Raw genomic sequence first — 15,304 nt, 5'->3', positions numbered from 1 at the left:
GTTTGGCAGTCCGGCTTGCCGGCGGTGGCGTCATCGGAATCGCCGCCGGCAAGCCGAACCCCTACAGAAGGTGTTATCAGCCCTCAAAAATCGATCTTGCCCCGCCCCGCCTTGATCGACCCGCGCTTGGACTTGGATTCCAGCCTGCGGGTCTTGGAGCCCAGGGTCGGTTTGGTCGGTCGGCGTTTCTTCTCGACCTTGGCGGCGCTGACGATCAATTCGCTCAGCCGCTCCAGTGCATCGGCGCGGTTCTGTTCCTGCGTGCGGTATTGCTGCGCCTTGATGATGATCACGCCATCGCCGGTTATCCGACTGTCACGCAACGCCAGCAGGCGTTCCTTGTAGAACGGCGGCAATGACGACGCCTGAATGTCGAAGCGCAGGTGTACCGCGCTCGAGACCTTGTTGACGTTCTGACCGCCCGCGCCTTGCGCGCGAATGGCGGTCAGTTCGACTTCGCTGTCTGGCAGATGCACGTTGTTGGAGATGATCAGCATGGGACAGTGCAGCTCTGGAGGTGAATGAAATCTTGTAGGAGCGCGCTTGCCCGCGAATGCTGTTTGTCAGTCACATCCTTATTGCCTGACACCAGGCAATCGCGGGCAAGCGCGCTCCTACTTGAAGGCGGCCGTTCTGGCGCTTACTTGATGATCGACGTGCGCTGCGCCATCGACTCGCCGTCGGCATGGCGCTTGTTCTTGATCAGGTAGAACACCCACATGACCACCAGCCACACCGGAATCGCATACACCGACACCTGAATGCCTGGAATCATCAGCATGATGCCCAGGATCAGCACGACGAACGCCAGACACAGGTAATTACCGTACGGATACCACAACGCCTTGAACAGCGGCTGCTGATCCTTGCGAGCCATGTGCTGACGGAACTTGAGGTGCGAATAGCTGATCATCGCCCAGTTGATCACCAGCGTGGCGACCACCAGCGACATCAACAGCTCCAGTGCATTCTGTGGGATCAGGTAGTTGAGCAGCACGGCGATCAGCGTCACGGCCGCCGACACCAGAATCGCCCGCACCGGCACACCACGTCCATCGACCCGCGCCAGGGAATTCGGCGCATCGCCCTGCTCGGCCATGCCGAACAGCATCCGTGCATTGCAGTACGTGCCGCTGTTGTACACCGACAACGCCGCCGTCAGCACCACGAAGTTGAGAATGTGCGCGGCGGTGTTGCTGCCCAGCATCGAGAACACATGCACGAACGGGCTGCCGCTGTAGGCATCACCGGAGGCATTGAGGTCCGCCAGCAACGCATCCCACGGGGTCAGCGACAGCAGCACCACCAGCGAGCCGATATAGAAAATCAGGATGCGGTAAATCACCTGATTGATGGCTTTCGGGATGATGGTTCTCGGCTGATCCGCTTCTGCTGCGGTGAAACCGAGCATTTCCAGGCCACCGAACGAGAACATGATGAAGGCCAGCGCCATGACCAGACCGCTCACCCCGTTGGGAAAGAACCCGCCATGCTCCCACAGGTTGCTCACTGCCGCATGAGGGCCGCCGCTGCCGCTGACCAGCATGTAACTGCCCAGCGCGATCATGCCCAGAATGGCCACGACCTTGATGATCGCGAACCAGAACTCGGCCTCGCCGAACACTTTGACGTTGGCCAGGTTGATGACGTTGATCATCACGAAGAACACGGCCGCCGACGCCCAAGCCGGGATTTCCGGCCACCAGTACTGCACGTATTTGCCGACCGCGGTCAGCTCCGACATGCCCACCAGGATGTACAGCACCCAGCAATTCCAGCCGGACAGGAAGCCCGCGAAACCGCCCCAGTATTTGTGTGCGAAATGGCTGAAGGACCCGGCGACCGGCTCTTCGACAATCATCTCGCCCAACTGGCGCATGATCATGAAGGCGATGAAACCGCACAGGGCATAGCCGAGAATCATCGACGGACCCGCCGATTTGAGAACACCCGCCGACCCCAGGAACAATCCCGTGCCGATGGCGCCACCCAAGGCGATCAGCTGGATATGACGGTTTTTAAGACCACGTTTCAAGTCGCCGGAATGGGACATGTGTTCGCTCATTGCATAGTCACCTTGTTGTTCTTGTCTGTGACGGAATCGAACCCGACGCGCTCATGACGCGGCGGAGTGAAACGGAGTGGGTAACCCCGAGTGGGTTGGCGTCCAAACGCCGAAGATTCACAGAAAAAACGCGGCGCATTGTACACCCGCAGACGACACCCGCCCTTACAGACGAAAAAAAACGCCAGTCTCTCGACTGGCGTTTTTCATTTCAGGCCACGATCACTCTGGCTTGCGACGACCGAAACCCGGACGCTGACCGGAACCGGCCGGGGCGCCTCGACGCTTGCCCGATGGGGTCTTGCCGTCGTCGACGAGCTTGATGCCGGGACGCGAAGTCTTTGGCTTGGCCGGGCGCTTGTTCATGTCGCTCGGGCGCTCGGCCACTGGCGTGCCACGGCTGCTGTCGCCACGATTTTCACCACGGTTGTCGCCGCGGCCACCCGCCGCTGGACGCGGAGTGCGCGCCGGACGACCGCCTTCAGCCGGCTTGCGGGCAGGACGCTCGCCATCGGCCATGCGCGGTTCACGCGGTGCACGCTCGACGGGTGCGGCATCCTTGGCAGGACGCAGCTGACGCACGCGCTCGCCTTTGCCCAATGGACGGGAGGACTGGCGCTGCAGACGCTCCAGCTTGTCCTTGGTCTTGGCGTTCATTTGCGGCATGGCGACCGGCTTGAGCCCGACTTCGGCGCTCAGGATGTCGACTTCCTGCTGACTCATTTCGCGCCAGCGGCCCATCGGCAGGTCGGAGTTGAGGAACACCGGGCCGAAACGCACGCGCTTCAGACGGCTGACCACCAAGCCTTGGGATTCCCACAGACGACGGACTTCGCGGTTGCGACCTTCCATCACCACGCAGTGATACCAATGGTTGAAACCTTCACCGCCCGGCGCCTGCTGAATATCGGTAAAACGCGCAGGGCCGTCTTCGAGGATCACGCCGTTCTTCAGGCGCAGCAGCATGTCGTCATCGACTTCGCCACGTACGCGCACGGCGTATTCGCGGTCCATCTCGAACGACGGGTGCATCAGGCGGTTGGCCAGCTCACCATCGGTGGTGAACATCAGCAGGCCGGTGGTGTTGATGTCCAGACGACCGATGTTGATCCAGCGGCCCTCTTTCGGGCGCGGCAGGCGATCGAACACGGTCGGACGGCCTTCCGGGTCGTCGCGGGTGCAGATTTCGCCGTCGGGTTTGTTGTACATGATCACGCGACGGACCGTTTCGGCCGACTCTTCGCGACGGATGACGCGACCGTCGACGGTGATGGCGTCATGCAGATCGACGCGCTGACCCAGGCTTGCCTGAACGCCGTTGACCTTGATGCGGCCTTCGCCGATCCAGGCTTCGACGTCACGGCGCGAGCCGACGCCAATGCGCGCCAGCACCTTTTGCAGTTTTTCGCCTGCTGGGCCGATCTCTTGGTCCTGCTTGTCTTGTTCACTCATCTGGGCACCTCCCGGTGTGTCGAATCAGGCCGCGCGCGAGTGGGCGCGGTCTGTTGCCCGGCTCCCTGGACAGGAGCGAAGGGCTGAAAACTGAAAACCGTGGCGAGTGTGGATCGCCAAAAGGTCGCGAATCATACGCTCATGGCATGCGTTGCGCATCAGAGACTAGATGAAATCCATCGGCTTATTTCTTTTTCCGCCGACCGGACGGCTTGAGCTTGATCAGCCGCATGGCCGACTCGGCCAGCACTGAACGTTTCTCGTCCTTGTCCATTTTCTTCCAGGACTTGATTTCACGCTTGCTGCGGCCACAACCGATACAGATGTCGTCGTCGAATTTGCAAATGCTGATGCAGGGGTCTTTGGTGCTCATGAAAAGCCCTGGAGAGTGGATTTATCCTTTGAAGGAGCGCGCTTGCCCGCGAGACGTAGGTACATCCGAAACACTTTCGTGCCTGACCGACCGTATCGCGGGCAAGCGCGCTCCTACAGGGTCTACGGCAAATTGAGCGTCGCGTCACCGCGGATCTTCGTCATCCGTCGGCTCATTTTCCAATTCAGACTCTTTATCGGCGTCATCGAGCAATAAATCGTCGAAATCTGTTTTCAGGCCTTGCTCCATGGTGTCGAGCTCGGCCAGCAGGCTGCGGAAGCTGGTCTCGTCGCGCACAGGTTCGGGCTCGGCATCGGGATCCGCTTCCAGGCTGGCATCGGCCAAGGCCTGAAGATGAGCAGGGACCGGGGCATCGTCGAAATCGAGCACCGGTTCTGCTTCCATTTCCCGCAAGTCGGCCAGCGGCGGCAACTCATCGAGGTTTTTCAGGTTGAAATGATCGAGAAACGCCTTGGTCGTAGCGAACATCGCCGGCTTGCCCGGCACATCGCGATAACCGACGATCCTGATCCACTCGCGCTCAAGCAACGTCTTGACGATGTTGCTGTTGACCGCCACGCCGCGCACATCCTCGATCTCGCCACGGGTAATCGGCTGGCGGTAGGCGATCAACGCCATGGTTTCGAGCAGGGCGCGGGAATAGCGCTGCGGACGTTCTTCCCACAGGCGCCCTACCCAGGGCGCGAACTTCTCGCGGATCTGCAGACGGTAACCTGTGGCTACTTCCTTCAATTCAAAGGCGCGGTTGTCGCAGGATTTGCCGAGCAAGGTCAGTGCTTTCTTGAACACGGCAGGCTCCGGCCGTTCGCCCTCCTCAAACAGCTCGTACAGCCGCTCCAGGGATTGCGGCTTGCCGGAGGCCAACAGGAACGCTTCGAGCAGCGGCGCGAGTTCGCGGGGTTCGGTCAGGTTCATCGATCAGCTCTTGCTCTTTATTCGGCTCGCGCGCGCACATGAATGACGGCGAAAGGTTCGTTCTGCACCAGCTCCACCAGTTGCTCCTTGACCAGTTCCAGCACCGCCATGAACGTCACGACCACACCCAGACGACCTTCCTCGGCGGTAAACAACTCGGCGAAAGGCACGAAACCTGCGCCTTTTAGGCGTTCGAGCACATCGCTCATGCGCTCGCGAGTCGAGAGCGCTTCGCGGCTGACCTGGTGGCTTTCGAACATGTCGCCACGGCGCAGGACCTCGGCCATGGACACCAATAACTCTTCAAGCGAGACATCCGGCAACAGCTTGCGCGCCCGAGCCTCGGGGGCATCGAGCCTGGGGACCAGCACATCGCGTCCGACGCGGCTCAGCATGTCGATACCTTCGGCGGCCGCCTTGAAGCGCTCGTACTCCTGCAATCGGCGAATCAGTTCGGCGCGAGGGTCTTCCTCTTCCTCCTCTACCGATTCGGAGCGCGGCAACAGCATGCGCGACTTGATCTCGGCAAGCATGGCGGCCATCACCAGATATTCGGCGGCCAGCTCCAGGCGCACGGTCTTCATCAGCTCGACATAGCCCATGTACTGGCGGGTGATTTCCGCCACCGGGATGTCGAGAATGTTGATGTTCTGTTTGCGGATCAGATAGAGCAGAAGGTCCAGCGGTCCCTCGAACGCCTCGAGAAAGACCTCCAGCGCATCCGGCGGAATGTACAGGTCGACCGGCATCTGCGTGACGGCCTGACCGTAGACCATGGCAAACGGCAGCTCCTGCTGGGCGTCGGCCTGGGGGGCCAGTGTTTCTGCGTCGGTCACTCGACTTCGACCCCGAATGGCGTTGGATCGCCACAACCCACGCGCACAACTTGCGGATCGCCTTCGGACAAATTGATGACGGTAGAAGCGGAAATGCCGCCCTCGCCGCCATCGATGATCAGGTCGACCTGATGTTCGAGCACTTCACGCATCTCGTGGGGATCGCTCATCGGCAGGGTTTCTCCCGGCATGATCAGACTGACGCTCATCAGCGGCTCGCCAAGCTCGCGCAGCAACGCCTGAGCGATCGGATGCTCCGGCACGCGCAACCCGATGGTGCGACGTTTGGGATGCAACACCAGCCGCGGTACGTCGCGAGTGGCGCCCAGAATGAATGTGTATGGCCCCGGCGTATGGGCTTTAAGCAGGCGGAAAGCAGCGGTGTCTACCTTGGCGAACGTTCCCAGTTGCGACAGGTCGCAGCACATCAGCGTGAAGTTGTGCTTGTCGTCGAGCTGACGCAGCCGGCGGATACGGTCCACCGCTGTCTTGTCCTCCATTCGACAACCCAACGCGTAGGACGAATCAGTCGGGTATACCACCAGACCGCCCGCCCTGATGATCTCCACGGCCTGCTTGATCAGACGCGACTGAGGGTTCTCCGGGTGGACCTGGAAAAATTGACTCACGGTATCTTCCTGTTCAGACGGCAGTAGGCTGGTCATGTTTGAATCGACCCCAAAGTGGCGGCAGATCCTCAGGCAACGGGCGATAGACGCCGATTTCGGACCACGCGCCGGGCGCATGAAAATCACTGCCGGCGCTGGCCAGCAGACCGAACTCACGGGCCAGAATGGCCAGGCTGCCGACTTGATCGGCGGGCTGCAGGCCGTTGACCACTTCCATCGCATGGCCGCCCGCCTGAAGGAAATCGGCGACCAGCTTGCGACGCTTGCTGCGGGTGAAATCATAATGCCAAGGATGGGCCAGGCTGACCCAGGCACCGGCGGCCCGCAAGGTGGCGACGGTGTCGTCCAGCGTCGGCCAGTGTTGTTTGACGTCGCCCAGCTTGCCTGCACCGAGCCATTTTCGGAATGCCTCGGCGCGGTCTTTCACGAAACCCTCCTTGATGAGGAAGTCGGCAAAGTGCGGTCGGGCCGGGGCATTGCCGCTGTCGCCGAGGGCCTGTTGCACCGCACGGGCACCTTCCAGCGCTCCGGGCATACCTTTCATCGCCAATTTGCGGCTGATTTCCTCGGCCCGCAGCCAGCGGCCAGTGTGCAATTGCTCAATGGCGTCGAGCAGCGGTCGGGCATCGACATCAAAGCCATAACCCAGAATATGGATGGTGGCACCGCCCCAGGTGCAGGACAGCTCGATACCGTTGATCAGCTGCATGTCCAGCGCAAGCGCCGCCGCACGGGCTTCTTCCAGGCCTTCGATGGTGTCGTGATCGGTCAGCGCCAGCACCCGGACGCCGTTGTCATGGGCACGGGCGACGAGTGCCGCCGGCGCAAGGGCGCCATCGGAAGCGGTACTGTGGCAGTGCAGATCGACATTCATAGGGGCGCTTTCGCAGTCATTGATGTTTGTTATTATGCCGTCACATCCAGCTTCTGGCTCTTACTGTGAAACAATTCATCGACTTCATCCCGCTCATCCTGTTTTTCATCGTCTACAAGATCAGTCCTCAAGCCGTCGATATCCTGGGCCAAAGCTTCATGGTAGGCGGGATTTTCAGCGCCACCGCGATGCTAATCGCCAGTTCCATCGTGGTCTACGGCATTCTTTACGTGCGCCAGGGCAAACTGGAAAAAAGCCAGTGGCTGACGCTGGTCGCCTGCCTGGTGTTCGGCAGCCTGACGCTGGCCTTCCACAGCGAAACATTCCTCAAATGGAAAGCCCCGGTGGTCAACTGGCTGTTCGCGTTGATCTTCGCCGGTAGCCACTTCATCGGCGACCGTCTGCTGATCCAGCGCATCATGGGCCACGCACTGACGCTGCCACAGGCGGTTTGGGTCAAGCTGAACATCGCCTGGATCGTGTTCTTTCTGTTCTGCGGTGCCGCCAACCTGTACGTTGCGTTCACCTATCAGGACTTCTGGGTCGACTTCAAAGTCTTCGGCAGCCTGGGCATGACCCTGATTTTCCTGATCGGCCAGGGCATCTTCCTGGCCCGTCACATTCACGATGCCGACGCATCGACCCAGCCTTCAACAAAAAAGACAGAGGACTGAAATGCTCTACGCCATCGTAGCAACGGACGTCGCCAACTCGCTGGAAAAACGCCTGGAAGCGCGTCCTGCGCATCTGGAGCGTCTGACCGCACTCAAGGCCGAAGGTCGCATCGTACTCGCAGGCCCCAACCCTGCCGTCGACAGCAATGACCCGGGCGCCGCCGGTTTCACCGGCAGCCTGATCGTCGCCGAATTCGAATCCCTGAGCGCTGCACAGGCCTGGGCCGATGCTGATCCGTACATCAAGGCAGGCGTCTACGATCACGTCGTGGTCAAGCCGTTCAAGCAAGTCCTGCCTTAAACCGCCCTCCCGGTCCTACGAAAACGGCCTCGTCATGAGGCCGTTTCTGTTTGCGACATCCTGACTGCTCACTATTCGCATTTTTCTGCCGATACCCTGCCAAATGCCCAATAAAGCCGGCGCGCGGGTCTGGTGCCGCAAGAAAAGTCAGGAGTTCAGATGCGTATACGTCCGTGGTGTCTGCTGGCGGCCGCGCTGGCCGTTTCAGCCATCAGTTTCGATGCTCAGGCTGAAGAAACGAGTGATGCCGTCAGTCACGCGTTGCCCTTGCCCACTACCGCCAGCCAGTTGACCGACCTGCGTCAGCGTCTGGCCGACAGCGAAAAACAGCGAGATGAATTGACCCGGCAACTGCAGAATGCCGACACTGAGCGTGAAACAATTCAGCTCCAGCGCCTGCGTCAGGAGAACCAAAGGCTTAAACTGCAGCTCAAAGAAGCACAGTCGGTCATGCCTGCGCGCGTACTGACCGAGCAACAACAATGGTTCGTCACAGGGGGCGCCGTTGCCATGGTGGCCCTGCTGTGCGGTATCTTTGCCAGCGGCTGGCGTAGACGGCGTCGGCAATGGCTAAATTGAGTGAGTCATGAGCGAGCTGTTACTTATTGATGATGACCAGGAGCTGTGCGAGCTCCTGAGCAGTTGGCTGAGCCAGGAAGGCTTTCAGGTGCAGGCTTGCCATGATGGCCAGAGCGCCCGCAAGGCGCTCGCCGAGAGCGCTCCCGCCGCAGTGGTGCTGGACGTGATGTTGCCCGATGGCAGCGGCCTGGAACTGCTCAAGCAATTACGCACCGATCACCCCGACCTTCCCGTGCTGATGCTCTCGGCGCGCGGGGAGCCGCTGGATCGCATTCTGGGCCTGGAACTGGGGGCCGACGATTATCTGGCCAAACCCTGCGATCCGCGTGAGCTGACGGCACGGTTACGCGCCGTATTACGCCGCAGCCATCCGGCAGCGGTCTCCAGCCAGATCGAACTGGGCGACCTCACATTCAGTCCCGCTCGCGGCGTGGTGACCATCGACGATCAGGAGTTCACCCTGACGGTTTCCGAAGCCCGTTTGCTCGAAGCGCTTCTCGGGCAGCCCGGCGAGCCGCTCGAAAAGCAGGAGCTGGCGCAACTGGCCTTGGGCCGCAAACTGACCCTCTACGACCGCAGCCTGGACATGCACGTCAGCAACCTGCGCAAGAAGATCGGCCCGCATGCCGACGGCAGACCGCGAATCGTGGCGCTGCGCAGTCGGGGTTATTACTACGCGGTCTGAATGCCCTGCACTGCCCATGCAGGAGTGAGCTTGCCCGCGAGACGTCGGTACATCCGAAACACTTCTGTGCCTGAACAACCGCATCGCGGGCAAGCGCGCTGCTACCACGGGCAGCGGATGACTGTAGGAGTGAGCTTGCTCGCGAGACGTAGGTACAGCCGAAATATTTCTATGCCTGAACAACCGCATCGCGGGCAAGCGCGCTCCTACAGGGGGGGTAAGTACGCTCCTGCACACGTCGTCAGTGTCAGGTCTCTTCATGATTCTCTTTACCCAAGCTTTACCCACCCCTGACCTCGCTTGACCTTGATCTCCCTAAACTGGCCACAACCGGCACAGAGCCGGATTCGAGACAAGGAGATACACCATGCGCAAGACTCTGATGGCTTTGATGTTCGCTGCTGCTCTGCCTACCGTTGCAATGGCAATGCCCCCAGAAGGCGGCCACATGGGTGGCCCAGGCGGTCCTGGTTTCGACGGCCCTGGCATGCATCACCGCAAAGGTCCGTTCGACAAATTGAACCTGACCCCGGAACAACGCCAGCAAGTCGGCAAACTGATGGGCGATCAATGGCACAGCCGTTCCGAAATCACCCAGAAGTACCTGGCCAAGTTGTCGCCCACCGATCAGAAGGCAATGCAGGATGAACTGGCCGCCAAACACGCGAAAACCCAGGCCGACATCCGTGCGATGCTGACCCCGGATCAGCAGAAGACATTCGATCAGATTCAGAAGGATCAGGCACAACGTCGCGCAGACCGTGCCGAGTTCGAAGCCTGGAAAGCGCAAAAAGCGCAGAAAACCCAGTAACACGCAGCTGGCGCGGCATTACACTCTCCAACCCGACACGCTTTCCCCGGCGTGTCGGGTTTTTACCGTTCCGGGGCCTGATCGAGGGATTCACGTGCGTTCATTGTTCTGGCGAATCCTGGCGAGTTTCTGGCTCGCCATCGCATTGGTGGCGGGTCTGTCGATCCTGCTGGGGCACATGCTCAATCAGGATGCCTGGATTCTGAGCCGCCATCCCGGCCTGCACAAACTGCCCGAAAAGTGGACGCAACTCTACGACGAGCAAGGCGAAGGACCGTCGCAGGAATATCTGCAAGACCTCAAGCGCAAGTACCACATTGACGTTCAAGTGTTGAACGACAGCGGCGAAGCGGTGATTCCCGGCACATTCCCGCCTCGCGCCGCGGCGTTCGAAGCCCGACAGCAAAAAGATGACGAGCGCCCTCTGCCATGGCGTCGCCTGACCACCGAATACACCAGCCCCAAAACCGGCGAAACTTACTTGTTGATCTACCGCATTCCCCATCCGGAGCTGGACGCCTGGCACCGCGAAAGCCTGCTTTGGCCGCTCAGTGCGTTGGGGATCGCGCTGGTGGTGCTGACCTTGTTCAGCCTTTTCGTCACCCTGTCGATCACCCGTCCGTTGAGCCGACTGCGCGGCGCCGTGCATGACCTTGGGCAGACCACTTATCAACAGAACAGCCTCGCGCAACTGGCCAACCGCCGCGACGAATTCGGTGTGCTGGCCAATGACTTCAACCGGATGGGCGCGCGCCTGCAAAGCCTGATCGGCAGCCAGCGCCAGCTGCTGCGCGACGTTTCCCACGAATTGCGCTCACCTTTGGCGCGACTGCGTATCGCGCTGGCACTGGCGGAACGGGCAGAACCGGCCGAACGGGACAAGCTCTGGCCGCGACTGACCCGCGAATGTGATCGTCTGGAAGAGTTGATCAGTGAAATTCTGGCACTGGCGAGACTGGATGCCGACATGGGGGACGCCAGCCCGGTCGATTTACCGGGATTGCTGCATCACCTCAAAGCCGAAACCGAAATGGGCAGCGACGAACAGACGGTCAACGTCGAGACGCAAGCTAGCGTTCATCTGCAAGGCTGGCCGAACGTGCTGGAGCGCGCACTGGATAACCTGCTGCGCAATGCCGTGGGCTTCAACCCGGCAGGCCGACCTATCGAACTGAGCGCGAGGAACGAGGATGACACCCTGTTCATCAGCGTCCGCGACCATGGGCCGGGGGTCAGTGCGGAGCATCTGGCGCAGCTGGGCGAACCCTTTTATCGGGCGCCGAACCAGACCGCACCGGGTTACGGTCTGGGCCTGGCAATTGCCAAGCGTGCGGCGGAAAAACACGGCGGGAGTCTGGTGCTGGAGAATCATCCGCAAGGCGGGTTCATCGCCAGCATCGTGGTGCCGCTGGATATCAGCCCTGCCACTCGCTGACGAACTCCGCGACATCCGGCTTCGCAGCCTCACGGGCGGGGTTGAGCGGGGTTCCAAGGTAAAGGAACGCGACGACCTCCTCATCTGCTGTCAGGCCCAAACCTTTGGCAACATGCGCCGAGTAAGCCAATTCGCCGGTACGCCATACCGCGCCAACGCCCAGCGCATAAGCTGCCAGCAGCACGCCATGGGCCGCACAGCCTGCGGTGATGACCTGTTCTGCCTTCGGCACTTTGTAGTGGTCCTGCAATTTTGCAATGACCACGACCACCAACGGTGCGCGCAGCGGACCGGAACGCGCTTTCTCCACTGCTTTCTCATCGGAGCCACCGTCGCTTTCGACCAGCGCCTGCGCCAGCAGATCCCCCATGCGGTTGCGCGCATCACCTTCCACGGTCAGAAAGCGATAAGGCCGCAGACCGCCATGATCGGGGGCACGCAAGGCGGCGCTGAACAGCACTTCGCGCTGGGCGGCGTCCGGGGCCGGCTCGATCAGTCGGGGCACGGATACACGATTGAGCAGTACGTCGAGCGCTTCCATTGAATCGTCTCCTGAAAAATGATGAGGCATTGTAGTGCTGCAAACCCCTTCTTGAACTTCAATAACGAATGACAGCAGCAATTACTTACAAGACACTCGGAAACGCCCTCGGTTTACTTGGTACTACCCACGAGTAGAATGTGCGCCTTTCCACTACCTGATCAGAGCGACTGCATGGCGTTGCCGACACTCCGCATCATTGGCTTCATTATCGGCATCTTCCTCATCACGCTGGCCATTGCCATGGTCGTGCCCATGGCGACGCTGGTGATCTTCGACCGCACTCGCGACATGCCGTCGTTCCTGTGGTCGAGTCTGATCACCTTCATCGCAGGGCTTGCGCTGGTGGGCCAGGGGCGTCCGGAACACGTTCATCTGCGCCCGCGAGACATGTACCTGCTGACCGTCAGCAGTTGGGTCGTGGTGTGCGTTTTCGCCGCCCTGCCCTTTTTGCTGACTCAGCACATCAGTTACACCGACTCCTTTTTTGAAAGCATGTCCGGCATCACCGCCACCGGCTCCACGGTACTCAGCGGGCTGGACAAAATGTCGCCGGGGATTCTCATCTGGCGCTCGCTGCTGCACTGGCTCGGAGGTATCGGCTTCATCGGTATGGCGGTGGCGATCCTGCCGCTGCTGCGAATCGGCGGCATGCGCCTGTTCCAGACCGAATCTTCGGATCGCTCGGAAAAGGTCATGCCGCGTTCGCACATGGTGGCCAAATCCATCGTGCTGGTTTACGTCGGCATCACGGTGCTCGGCAGCCTGGCGTTCTGGTGGGCGGGCATGAGCCTGTTCGATGCGATCAACCATGCGATGTCGGCGATCTCCACCGGTGGTTTTTCCACTTCCGATCAGTCCCTCGCCAAGTGGTCGCAGCCGGCCGTTCACTGGGTGGCGATCGTGGTGATGATCCTCGGCAGCCTGCCGTTCACCCTGTACGTCGCCACCTTGCGCGGTCATCGCAAGGCGTTGATAAAGGACGAACAGGTGCAGGGTTTCATCGGGTTGCTGCTGGCGACATGGCTGGTCATGACGCTCTGGTACTGGGCCACCACCGACCTGCCGTGGTACGACGCGCTCAGGCATGTGGCGCTGAACGTGACGTCCGTCTTGACTACCACCGGTTTCGCCTTGGGCGACTACAGCCTTTGGGGCAACTTCGCGCTGATGTTTTTCTTCTACCTGGGCTTCATCGGCGGCTGCTCCGGCTCAACGGCCGGTGGGGTGAAGGTGTTCCGGTTTCAGGTCGCCTACATTCTGCTCAAGGCCAACCTGCACCAGTTGATTCACCCGCGGGCGGTGGTCAGGCGGAAGTACAACGGACACCGACTGGACGACGAGATCGTGCGCTCGATTCTGACCTTCTCGTTCTTCTTCTCCATCACCATCTGCCTGATCGCGCTGCTGCTGTCATTGCTGGGTCTGGACTGGATGACCGCGCTGACCGGCGCCGCGAGTACGGTGTCGGGTGTCGGCCCAGGGCTGGGTGAAACCATTGGCCCGGCGGGCAACTTCTCGACGCTGCCGGATGCGGCGAAATGGATTCTATCGGTGGGGATGTTGCTGGGCCGACTGGAAATCATCACCGTACTGGTGCTGTGCATTCCTGCTTTCTGGCGGCATTGACCACTCATTCAATCGCTTTGCGCACCCGATACTCCCCCGGTGTTTCGTCGAACCAGCGGCGAAACGCCCGGAAAAAGTTACTCGGGTCGGCAAACCCCAGCAAATAGGCGATTTCCAGCAAGGTCATCTGCGGCTGGGCCAGGTATTGCTCCGCGAGTTCACGACGGGTGTCGTCCAGCAGGGTCTGAAAGCTGGTGCCTTCCTCCTGCAAACGCCGCTGCAGCGTACGCTGCGACAGGTGCAGGCTCTGGGCCACGGCTTCGCGCTTGGGCTCGCCCTGTGGCAGCAGGCGGCAAAGCACCTGTCGCGCCTGATGGGTCACCCGATTACTCGCAAAGCGCGCCAGAAACTCACCGGCAAACCGGTCGTGCAGCCTGGCCATGGCCTCATCGGCGGTGGGTAATGGCGCTTCCATGTCGGCGCGCTCGAATACCAGCGCATCGTATGGCGCGTTGAAGGTCAGCGGTGCATGGAAGAATTTCTTGTAAGGCTCGACGTTCCTGGGCTGATCGCCCTGAATCAGCACCTGACGCGGATGCAGCGGACGGCCGGTGAGCCAGCCGCAAAAAGCCAGAGCGAAGGCCAGCGAGGCCTCGGCGCTTTGTCGGGTGGGCGGTAAAAGATCGCCATGCACGGTCAGAATCAGCGCATAGCCTTCAGGGAGCAGGCGAAAGCTCAGGTCAGCGCTGTCGGCGATGATTCGCTGATAGCGAACCAGACGCTCAAAGCCCTCTTTCAGGGTCCGGCTGGACATCAAGGCGTAACCGGCAACGCTGAAGGACGCCGGGCGCACGACCCTGGCCATGTTCAGCCCGATTGCCGGATTGCCCGACAGCTCCACTGCGCGTTGCCAGAGTCGGGTCATGGAGTCCTGCGGAAAGCGGGCATCGGGATTTTCCAGGTCGGCATAGACCAACCCCAGCTCCTTGAATAACGCCTTGCAATCCAGACCGTCCATTTCCAGGGACTTGACGATCCCCATCGCCCAACTTGAAGAAGTCGTTTTTTCCATGCTCACGTCTTCTTTTCAGAATCGGTCGCCCCCTGCGACTGATAGCCGAAGGATACTACGTTGGCACCCATTGTCACTGGTTGCCGGGAGCGCTCGACTAAACTGTTTCGAATGACACGCACCTGAGAAAAACGCTGTGGATAACGTAAAAACCTTTGAGCGTTTCGCCGATTTCTATCCGTATTACCTGCAGGAGCATCGGGACAGTACGTGCCGCCGTCTGCATTTCATCGGTACTACGCTGGTAATCCTCATACTGGCGAGCGCGCTGTTTACCGCCAACTGGCTGCTGCTGTGGGTGTTGCCGCTGGCCGGCTACACGTTTGCGTGGGTGGGACACTTCTTTTTCGAGAAGAATCGTCCCGCGACGTTCAAGCATCCTTTCTACAGCCTGCTCGGGGATTTCGTCATGTATAGAGACATGCTCAGAGGCAAGGTGCCGTTCTGATACCTACCTATCACCAAGACTTAT

Annotated in this window: 18 protein-coding genes; 8 read left to right on the top strand and 10 right to left on the bottom strand. The window is 60.4% G+C overall.

Annotated features, from left to right (window positions below; genetic code table 11):
- Positions 1 to 83 precede the first annotated feature (83 nt).
- The 8 genes from arfB to D3M70_RS17450 form a co-directional block, all read right to left on the bottom strand.
- A complete protein-coding gene (gene arfB / locus D3M70_RS17485; protein ID WP_120126976.1) occupies positions 84 to 497 on the bottom strand; it encodes an alternative ribosome rescue aminoacyl-tRNA hydrolase ArfB in 414 nt (137 codons plus the stop codon).
- Positions 498 to 640: 143 nt separating this feature from the next.
- Entirely contained in the window at positions 641 to 2,065 is a 1,425-nt protein-coding gene (locus tag D3M70_RS17480) for an amino acid permease (protein ID WP_120126975.1), read from the bottom strand.
- A gap of 222 nt (positions 2,066 to 2,287) precedes the next feature.
- Positions 2,288 to 3,517, bottom strand: a complete 1,230-nt coding sequence (gene rluB, locus D3M70_RS17475; protein ID WP_120126974.1) for a 23S rRNA pseudouridine(2605) synthase RluB — start codon at positions 3,515 to 3,517, stop codon at positions 2,288 to 2,290.
- A gap of 184 nt (positions 3,518 to 3,701) precedes the next feature.
- Entirely contained in the window at positions 3,702 to 3,890 is a 189-nt protein-coding gene (locus D3M70_RS17470) for a DUF1289 domain-containing protein (protein ID WP_120126973.1), read from the bottom strand.
- Positions 3,891 to 4,034: 144 nt separating this feature from the next.
- Entirely contained in the window at positions 4,035 to 4,826 is a 792-nt protein-coding gene (scpB, locus tag D3M70_RS17465) for an SMC-Scp complex subunit ScpB (RefSeq protein ID WP_120126972.1), read from the bottom strand.
- A gap of 17 nt (positions 4,827 to 4,843) precedes the next feature.
- Complete coding sequence (locus tag D3M70_RS17460) at positions 4,844 to 5,542, bottom strand: ScpA family protein (RefSeq protein ID WP_165869837.1); 699 nt, start codon at positions 5,540 to 5,542, stop codon at positions 4,844 to 4,846.
- 116 nt (positions 5,543 to 5,658) lie between these two features.
- Positions 5,659 to 6,291 (bottom strand): L-threonylcarbamoyladenylate synthase, encoded by a 633-nt coding sequence (locus D3M70_RS17455; protein WP_120127094.1) that lies wholly within the window; start codon positions 6,289 to 6,291, stop codon positions 5,659 to 5,661.
- Positions 6,292 to 6,304: 13 nt separating this feature from the next.
- Positions 6,305 to 7,165, bottom strand: a complete 861-nt coding sequence (locus D3M70_RS17450; protein ID WP_120126970.1) for a PHP domain-containing protein — start codon at positions 7,163 to 7,165, stop codon at positions 6,305 to 6,307.
- Positions 7,166 to 7,230: 65 nt separating this feature from the next.
- Between D3M70_RS17450 and D3M70_RS17445 the strand changes: the two genes are divergently transcribed.
- From D3M70_RS17445 to D3M70_RS17420, 6 genes are all read left to right on the top strand, one after another.
- Positions 7,231 to 7,839, top strand: coding sequence for a septation protein A (locus tag D3M70_RS17445; protein WP_120126969.1), 609 nt, complete (start codon positions 7,231 to 7,233; stop codon positions 7,837 to 7,839).
- Position 7,840: 1 nt separating this feature from the next.
- Entirely contained in the window at positions 7,841 to 8,140 is a 300-nt protein-coding gene (locus D3M70_RS17440; protein ID WP_120126968.1) for a YciI family protein, read from the top strand.
- Positions 8,141 to 8,299: 159 nt separating this feature from the next.
- Positions 8,300 to 8,719 carry a translation initiation factor 2 gene (locus D3M70_RS17435; protein WP_165869831.1) on the top strand — a complete coding sequence of 140 codons (420 nt, stop codon included), beginning with the start codon at positions 8,300 to 8,302 and terminating at the stop codon, positions 8,717 to 8,719.
- A gap of 7 nt (positions 8,720 to 8,726) precedes the next feature.
- Positions 8,727 to 9,404 (top strand): response regulator transcription factor, encoded by a 678-nt coding sequence (locus D3M70_RS17430; protein WP_120126967.1) that lies wholly within the window; start codon positions 8,727 to 8,729, stop codon positions 9,402 to 9,404.
- A 367-nt stretch (positions 9,405 to 9,771) separates the two neighbouring features.
- The gene (locus tag D3M70_RS17425) at positions 9,772 to 10,215 is read left to right on the top strand and encodes a Spy/CpxP family protein refolding chaperone (RefSeq protein WP_120126966.1); all 444 of its coding nucleotides are present in this window, start codon (positions 9,772 to 9,774) and stop codon (positions 10,213 to 10,215) included.
- A 94-nt stretch (positions 10,216 to 10,309) separates the two neighbouring features.
- Positions 10,310 to 11,650, top strand: a complete 1,341-nt coding sequence (locus D3M70_RS17420; protein WP_120126965.1) for a HAMP domain-containing sensor histidine kinase — start codon at positions 10,310 to 10,312, stop codon at positions 11,648 to 11,650.
- Here the strand turns inward: D3M70_RS17420 and D3M70_RS17415 are convergent.
- Positions 11,631 to 12,191, bottom strand: a complete 561-nt coding sequence (locus D3M70_RS17415) for an NAD(P)H nitroreductase (RefSeq protein ID WP_120126964.1) — start codon at positions 12,189 to 12,191, stop codon at positions 11,631 to 11,633. The genes D3M70_RS17420 and D3M70_RS17415 overlap by 20 nt on opposite strands.
- A gap of 174 nt (positions 12,192 to 12,365) precedes the next feature.
- On the opposite strand from D3M70_RS17415, the gene D3M70_RS17410 reads away from it, so the two are divergent.
- Positions 12,366 to 13,820 carry a TrkH family potassium uptake protein gene (locus D3M70_RS17410; RefSeq protein ID WP_120126963.1) on the top strand — a complete coding sequence of 485 codons (1,455 nt, stop codon included), beginning with the start codon at positions 12,366 to 12,368 and terminating at the stop codon, positions 13,818 to 13,820.
- A gap of 4 nt (positions 13,821 to 13,824) precedes the next feature.
- On the opposite strand, the gene D3M70_RS17405 is transcribed toward D3M70_RS17410, so the two are convergent.
- Positions 13,825 to 14,832, bottom strand: coding sequence for an AraC family transcriptional regulator (locus D3M70_RS17405; protein WP_120126962.1), 1,008 nt, complete (start codon positions 14,830 to 14,832; stop codon positions 13,825 to 13,827).
- Positions 14,833 to 14,968: 136 nt separating this feature from the next.
- Between D3M70_RS17405 and D3M70_RS17400 the strand changes: the two genes are divergently transcribed.
- Positions 14,969 to 15,280 (top strand): DUF962 domain-containing protein, encoded by a 312-nt coding sequence (locus D3M70_RS17400; RefSeq protein ID WP_120126961.1) that lies wholly within the window; start codon positions 14,969 to 14,971, stop codon positions 15,278 to 15,280.
- Positions 15,281 to 15,304: the final 24 nt, after the last annotated feature.

This window comes from Pseudomonas sp. LS-2 (genome assembly GCF_003605735.1).
GTDB lineage: Bacteria > Pseudomonadota > Gammaproteobacteria > Pseudomonadales > Pseudomonadaceae > Aquipseudomonas.
Note: the sequence above shows the minus strand (reverse complement) of the source record. Positions and strands in the feature narration are given on the sequence as shown.

Excerpts from the sequence above, each read along its gene's own strand:
- D3M70_RS17430 (WP_120126967.1), top strand. The coding sequence starts at position 8,727 with ATGAGCGAGCTGTTACTTATTGATGATGACCAGGAGCTGTGCGAGCTC.
- D3M70_RS17480 (WP_120126975.1), bottom strand. The coding sequence starts at position 2,065 with ATGAGCGAACACATGTCCCATTCCGGCGACTTGAAACGTGGTCTTAAA.
- D3M70_RS17450 (WP_120126970.1), bottom strand. The coding sequence starts at position 7,165 with ATGAATGTCGATCTGCACTGCCACAGTACCGCTTCCGATGGCGCCCTT.
- D3M70_RS17470 (WP_120126973.1), bottom strand. The coding sequence starts at position 3,890 with ATGAGCACCAAAGACCCCTGCATCAGCATTTGCAAATTCGACGACGAC.
- D3M70_RS17440 (WP_120126968.1), top strand. The coding sequence starts at position 7,841 with ATGCTCTACGCCATCGTAGCAACGGACGTCGCCAACTCGCTGGAAAAA.
- D3M70_RS17425 (WP_120126966.1), top strand. The coding sequence starts at position 9,772 with ATGCGCAAGACTCTGATGGCTTTGATGTTCGCTGCTGCTCTGCCTACC.
- D3M70_RS17405 (WP_120126962.1), bottom strand. The coding sequence starts at position 14,832 with ATGGAAAAAACGACTTCTTCAAGTTGGGCGATGGGGATCGTCAAGTCC.
- D3M70_RS17410 (WP_120126963.1), top strand. The coding sequence starts at position 12,366 with ATGGCGTTGCCGACACTCCGCATCATTGGCTTCATTATCGGCATCTTC.
- D3M70_RS17415 (WP_120126964.1), bottom strand. The coding sequence starts at position 12,191 with ATGGAAGCGCTCGACGTACTGCTCAATCGTGTATCCGTGCCCCGACTG.
- D3M70_RS17435 (WP_165869831.1), top strand. The coding sequence starts at position 8,300 with ATGCGTATACGTCCGTGGTGTCTGCTGGCGGCCGCGCTGGCCGTTTCA.
- rluB (WP_120126974.1), bottom strand. The coding sequence starts at position 3,517 with ATGAGTGAACAAGACAAGCAGGACCAAGAGATCGGCCCAGCAGGCGAA.
- arfB (WP_120126976.1), bottom strand. The coding sequence starts at position 497 with ATGCTGATCATCTCCAACAACGTGCATCTGCCAGACAGCGAAGTCGAA.
- scpB (WP_120126972.1), bottom strand. The coding sequence starts at position 4,826 with ATGAACCTGACCGAACCCCGCGAACTCGCGCCGCTGCTCGAAGCGTTC.